Annotated in this window: 5 protein-coding genes; 3 read left to right on the top strand and 2 right to left on the bottom strand. The window is 68.6% G+C overall.

Going from position 1 to position 4,780, the window contains the following annotated elements; genetic code table 11:
• From VFG33_RS21670 to VFG33_RS21660, 3 genes are all read left to right on the top strand, one after another.
• A partial coding sequence (locus tag VFG33_RS21670) for a branched-chain amino acid ABC transporter permease (protein WP_325054739.1) occupies positions 1-988 on the top strand: 988 nt, incomplete at its 5' end.
• Positions 989-1,027: 39 nt separating this feature from the next.
• Complete coding sequence (locus tag VFG33_RS21665) at positions 1,028-2,332, top strand: ABC transporter substrate-binding protein (RefSeq protein WP_325054738.1); 1,305 nt, start codon at positions 1,028-1,030, stop codon at positions 2,330-2,332.
• Positions 2,333-2,466: 134 nt separating this feature from the next.
• Entirely contained in the window at positions 2,467-3,879 is a 1,413-nt protein-coding gene (locus VFG33_RS21660; protein WP_325054737.1) for an alkaline phosphatase PhoX, read from the top strand.
• A gap of 54 nt (positions 3,880-3,933) precedes the next feature.
• On the opposite strand, the gene VFG33_RS21655 is transcribed toward VFG33_RS21660, so the two are convergent.
• Both VFG33_RS21655 and VFG33_RS21650 read right to left on the bottom strand, forming a co-directional pair.
• On the bottom strand, positions 3,934-4,344 hold the full coding sequence (locus VFG33_RS21655) for a ferritin-like domain-containing protein (protein WP_325054736.1): 411 nt from the start codon (positions 4,342-4,344) through the stop codon (positions 3,934-3,936).
• Positions 4,341-4,780: cell division protein FtsK (locus VFG33_RS21650; RefSeq protein ID WP_325054735.1), on the bottom strand; the 440-nt coding region annotated here is incomplete at its 5' end. The genes VFG33_RS21655 and VFG33_RS21650, both read right to left, overlap by 4 nt.

Here is a 4,780-nt window from a genome sequence, read left to right as displayed (position 1 = left end):
CCTGGAGGACGACCTGCTCGTCGTACTGGCCACCGCCTTCGTCGCCGCGATCGGCGCGATCGGCCTGAACATCGTCACCGGGTACGCCGGTCAGGTGTCCCTCGGGCACGCGTTCTTCCTCGCGATCGGGGCCTATACCGCAGCGGCCCTGTCAGGGGATCCGGACAGCACCCGGCTGATCGGCTTCGGGATCACCTCGCTGCCGATCTGGTTGCTCGCGGCCGGGCTGGTCGCGGGCTTGGCCGGGCTGATCGTGGCACCACTGGCGGCCCGGCTGCGGGGGTTGTACCTGGCGGTGGTGACGCTCGGACTGGTCTTCATCGGCGAGCACGTGTTCAAGCATTGGCGGGATCTCACCGGGGGAGTGGGCGTCGGGCGGCCGGCCGCGGTACCGGAGTTGTTCGGGATCCAGTTCGCGGTCGACGGGGAGATGTTCACGAAGGCGCAGAAGCTCTATCTGCTGATGTTCGTGCTGCTGGTGATCTTCGGCGTGCTGGCGCGGAACCTGGTGAGGTCGCGGATCGGCAGGGCGCTGGCCGCAGTACGGGATCGTGATCTGGCCGCCGAGGTGATCGGTGTCGACGTGACCCGCTACAAGATGCTCGCGTTCGCGGTGTCGTCGTTCTACGCCGGCGTCGCGGGCGCGCTGCTGTACGTGATGATCGGCTTCGTCGAACCGGGGTCGTTCAACCTCGGGATGTCGGTGCAGTACATCGCGATGATCCTGATCGGCGGGGTGGCGACGATCTCGGTCTCGGTGATGGGCGCCTTGTTCATCACCTTGCTGCCGCGGCTCACCCGGGAACTGCCGGCCGTGCTGCCGTTCATCAGCAGCAGTTCGACGTCCGGCGGTATCACCGTCTTCCAGGTCGAGACGATTCTCTACGGCCTGCTGATCATCGGGTTCCTGATCTTCGAACCGCGGGGTTTGTTCGGGATCTGGGTCCGCGTCCGTACCTATTGGAAGTCGTGGCCGTTCTCACGCTGATCTGGTGATCGGTGCGGGACAGCCCTGAGGAGGAGAGCGATGACGAGAAGTCGCAGGACGGTCGCGGTGGGCCTGGTGGCCGCCGTACTGGCCGTCGCGGGGTGCCGCAACGACGCCCCGGAGACGCAGGAGGGTGGCGAGGGCGTCAAGTTCGACGTCGGCGTCACGAAGGAGCCATGTCCGGAAGCGGTCGACCAGGCCAAGGGGTGCATCTACCTCGGGTCGATCTCGGACCTGACCGAGGGGCCGTTCAAGGCACTCGGGGTGCCGATCACCGAGAGCCAGAAGGCCTTCTGGAAGCGGGTCAACACCGCCGGTGGCATCGGCGGCTTCGAGGTCGACGTGACGAAGTACGTGAAGGACAACAAGTACAACCCGCAGATTCACAACGAGGTCTACTCGGAGATCAAGCCGGACGTGCTGGGCCTGGTGCAGACGCTCGGCTCGCCGACGACCTCGGCGATCCTCGCCGATCTGAAGGCGAGCAACATGATCGGCGTACCGGCCTCGTGGACGTCGGCCTGGGCGTTCGAGGACGTCATCCTGGAGTCGGGCACCAACTACTGCTTCGAGTCGATGAACTCCGTCGACTTCGGCGCGGAGACGTTGCAGGCCAAGAGCGTGGCGTCAGTGCACTTCGCCGGTGACTACGGCGACGACGCGGCAGCCGGGACGAAGATCGCGGCCGAGGCCAACGGGATGAAGTTCACCGACATCCCGACCACCTCCGGGCAGGACAACCAGGGCTCGGCGATCCAGAAACTGGTCGCCGCCAAGCCGGATCTGGTCATCCTGACGACCGGCCCGACCGAGGCGGCCACCATCGTCGGCGGTGCGGCGCAGGCCGGTTTCAAGGGACAGTTCATCGGTAGCAGCCCGACCTGGAACCCGGCGCTGCTGAAGAGTCCGGCCGCTCCGGCGCTGACCGCGCTGTACAGGCAGTCGGGGCCGTGGGCGCCGTACGGGACCGACACACCGGGGCACAAGGCGCTGGCCGAATCGCTGAACCAGACCATGTTCAAGGCCGCGCCGAGCGACGGTTACACGGCCGGCTGGGTCTGGTCGTACCCGCTGAAGGCTGCGCTGCAGAAGGCGGTCGACAGCAAGGACCTCACCCGGGCCGGCGTGCTGGCGGCGGTGAAGTCGCTGGACACGGTCGACTACGAGGGCATGCTGCCCGCGGAGGCCGGCAAGTTCGCCGGCGAGCCGAACGAGCGGGTCTTCCGGCAGAGCCTCATCTCCAAGGTGGACCCGTCAGCCCCGACCGGCGTCAAGGTCGAGAAGGACTTCTTCACCGGCAAGACCGCTGAGAAACACCAGTTCACCAAGCCCTGCTACCAGTAATAGTTGAATCTTGCGGCACGCGCGGGCCTCGAGCCTGCGCGTGCCGCGACGCGCGGTTCACCTTGTCGTTGGGTGCCGTTCACCATACGTTCACTGGTGACCGGCAAATCCGCCCTGCCCCAAGGAGGCCCAGCGTGTCCGTCGAACCGCAGTCGAACCCCCTGTCCAGGCGCCAGTTCGTCGCCCGCGCGGCTGCGGCCGGAGTCGCGGTCAGCGTCGCCGGCTCGGTCGAGGCGCTGTACGCCGCCCAGCCGGCCCTCGGCACCTCCGGCCCGAAGATCGGCTACGGCCCGCTGATCCCGGACCCGGCCGGCATGCTCGACCTGCCGCACGGGTTCCACTACAAGATCCTGTCCCGCGAGGGCACCATCACCTCCGGCCGCCCGCCGGTGCCGAGCCGTTTCGACGGCATGGGCACCTTCCCGGACCGCCACGGCGGCAACCGGCTGGTCCGCAACCACGAATGCAGCCCGACGGCGACGATCAAGGTGGTCGCGCCTCCCGAGCGGACCTACGACCCTGCCGCGGCCGGTGGCACCAGCACGGTGGTGGCGGACAAGCACAACAACAAGACCGGCGAACACATCAGCCTGGGTGGTACGGCGATCAACTGCTCGGGTGGCATCACGCCGTGGCGCACCTGGCTGACCTGTGAGGAGACCGAGCTCAAGGCCGGCGACCCCACCACCGGTTACACCAAGGACCACGGCTTCATCTTCGAGGTCGACCCCTACGACGACCGCCGCAACGACAACCCGACCCCGCTGAAGGAGATGGGCCGGTTCCAGCACGAGGCGGTCGCGATCGACCCGGCGACCGGCATCGTCTACGAGACCGAGGACGCCTTCATCGCACCGCTCGGCGGGTTCTACCGGTTCCTGCCGAACCGGCCCCGCGGTGGCTGGGGGAGCCTGCGGGCCGGCGGTGAACTCCAGGCGATGCACATCGACGGCCTGCCGGACCTGTCCGTGGTGCAGGAACCGGGCACGGTCTTCCGCAACGTGCAGTGGGTGAAGGTACCCGACCCGCTGGCGACGACCGAGTCGGTCCGCGCGCAGGACTACGCGAAGCCGATCACCGGCGGCTACAAGCTCGAAGGCTGCTGGTGGGGTCAGCTGGACCGGTGCGTGTACTTCGTCTCGTCGTTCGCGCGCACCGAACTCGGCCCGAAGGTGGACCACGACGGCCAGGTCTGGAAGTACGACCCGCGCAAGAAGACCCTGCGGCTCGAGGTGATCTTCACCCGGCCGAAGCCCGGCTCGGACGACCCCGAGTTCGATGCCCCCGACAACATCACGATGTCGCCGTACGGCGGCCTGATGATGTGCGAGGACGGCCTCGGTGAGCAGCACATCCTCGGTACCACCGAGGACGGCGAGGTCTTCAAGTTCGCCCGCAACCGGGTCAACAACGGCACTCCCGAAGACCCGGAGTTCGGCGAACTGGCCGGCGCCGGCTTCTCCGCCGACGGCCGGACCATGTTCTTCAACGTCTACACCCCCGGAATCACCTACGCCATCACCGGCCCCTGGCGCCGCCGCCGCTGACAGTCCACCGGTGCGCCACCCGTGGCCGACGGGCGGCGCCGGCCGGCCGCTTGGTCAGACGTCGCCCGGGAACGCTGCGGGGGCGCCGCCCCAGGTGAGCTGGTCGCGGGCGGTCGCGATCAGGGCCTGGACGGCGAAGGTGCGGACCTTGTCCATCTCGGCCGACTCGACCAGATCGCCGTAGACCGCACTCAGCCTGCGCTCGATCAGCAATACGAGCGCGGTCGCCGTCGCCGCGTTCGTCACCGCCTGGGGCAGGTCGTACGCCGGTTCGGCCGCGGCTGGGGTCTGTCCGGCCTGGATCAGGAGCTGGGCGAGCTGGTCACGCCGTTTGCGGTGCTGTTCGTACTGGGTGGTCGCGGCCGTGAACCGGGCTCCGGTGAGTTTCCCGCCCGCCACGCCCACGCCGTACAGGGCTGCGTGCTCGCCGGCGATCGCGGCCTGCAGGGCGTCGGTCTCGGTCACCGGGCGGCCTTCTTCTTGGTCAGCGTGGCCGCGAGCTGGCTCTCGCCGGCCGCGATCATCGCCAGCAGCCGGGCGGCCTGACCGGTCAGTTTGGCGGCAGCGGTCGCGTGCGTGACGGACAACTTCTGCTCGCGCGCGGCGAGGTCGGCCAGAGCCGTGGCGGCGGTCTTCGGCAGCGCCGGCAGCTTGCCTGGTTGGGCCGGTTCCGCGCCGGCGACCTCCTTCAGCCTCGCCACCTGGGAGGCATGGTGCTGGACGCCCGCCGAGAGCTGGGCCCGGAGGGCGGGGTAGGTCTGGCTGACGGAGCTGTACCGCAGCGCCTGCTGCTCGATCTGGGTGGCTGCCGTCATCAGGGCGGTGACGACGGCCGGGTCCGTGCTCGGCGGTGGCTGATTGGCGCCACCTGGGCCCTCGGTGGCGCCCGGAGTACCGGATC

Origin of the sequence: Kribbella sp., from assembly GCF_035687465.1 — a bacterium.
Lineage (GTDB): Bacteria > Actinomycetota > Actinomycetes > Propionibacteriales > Kribbellaceae > Kribbella.
The sequence above is the reverse complement of the archived record's forward strand: the minus strand, read 5'-3'. Positions and strand labels throughout refer to the sequence as shown.

Bases quoted from the DNA above. Each gene is read 5' to 3' on its own strand.
- VFG33_RS21665 (WP_325054738.1), top strand. From the start codon at position 1,028: ATGACGAGAAGTCGCAGGACGGTCGCGGTGGGCCTGGTGGCCGCCGTA.